Here is a 304-nt window from a genome sequence, read left to right on the forward strand (position 1 = left end):
TCCACGCACGCCCTTTATCTGCGCCAGGTGGTACGTCAGTTCATCCAGGAGCCCAACCGCCGGCACGGCACCATCACACTGGAGCGGCCGGGCGAGGACCCGGTGACCGATTTGGTGCTGTCCATAGTCTGCAACACCGCTCCGTGGACGTATCTGGGCAACCGTCCGGTGTACGCGGCACCTAAGGCCTCGTTCGATACGGGCCTCGACGTACTCGGTCTCAGCCGAATGTCCACGGTCGCGGTTGCCCGGTATGCAACCCAGTTGCTCACTTCGTCCCCCGAGCGGGGGGCCCGTGGCAAGC

The 304-nt window shown here is 65.1% G+C and carries 1 pseudogene; it reads left to right on the plus strand.

The window, feature by feature from the left end:
• Positions 1 to 304, plus strand: a pseudogene (locus ACLZOT_RS51560) (diacylglycerol kinase family lipid kinase); the annotation flags it as partial.

This window comes from Streptomyces sp. 4F14 (assembly GCF_048159485.1).
Taxonomy (GTDB): domain Bacteria; phylum Actinomycetota; class Actinomycetes; order Streptomycetales; family Streptomycetaceae; genus Streptomyces.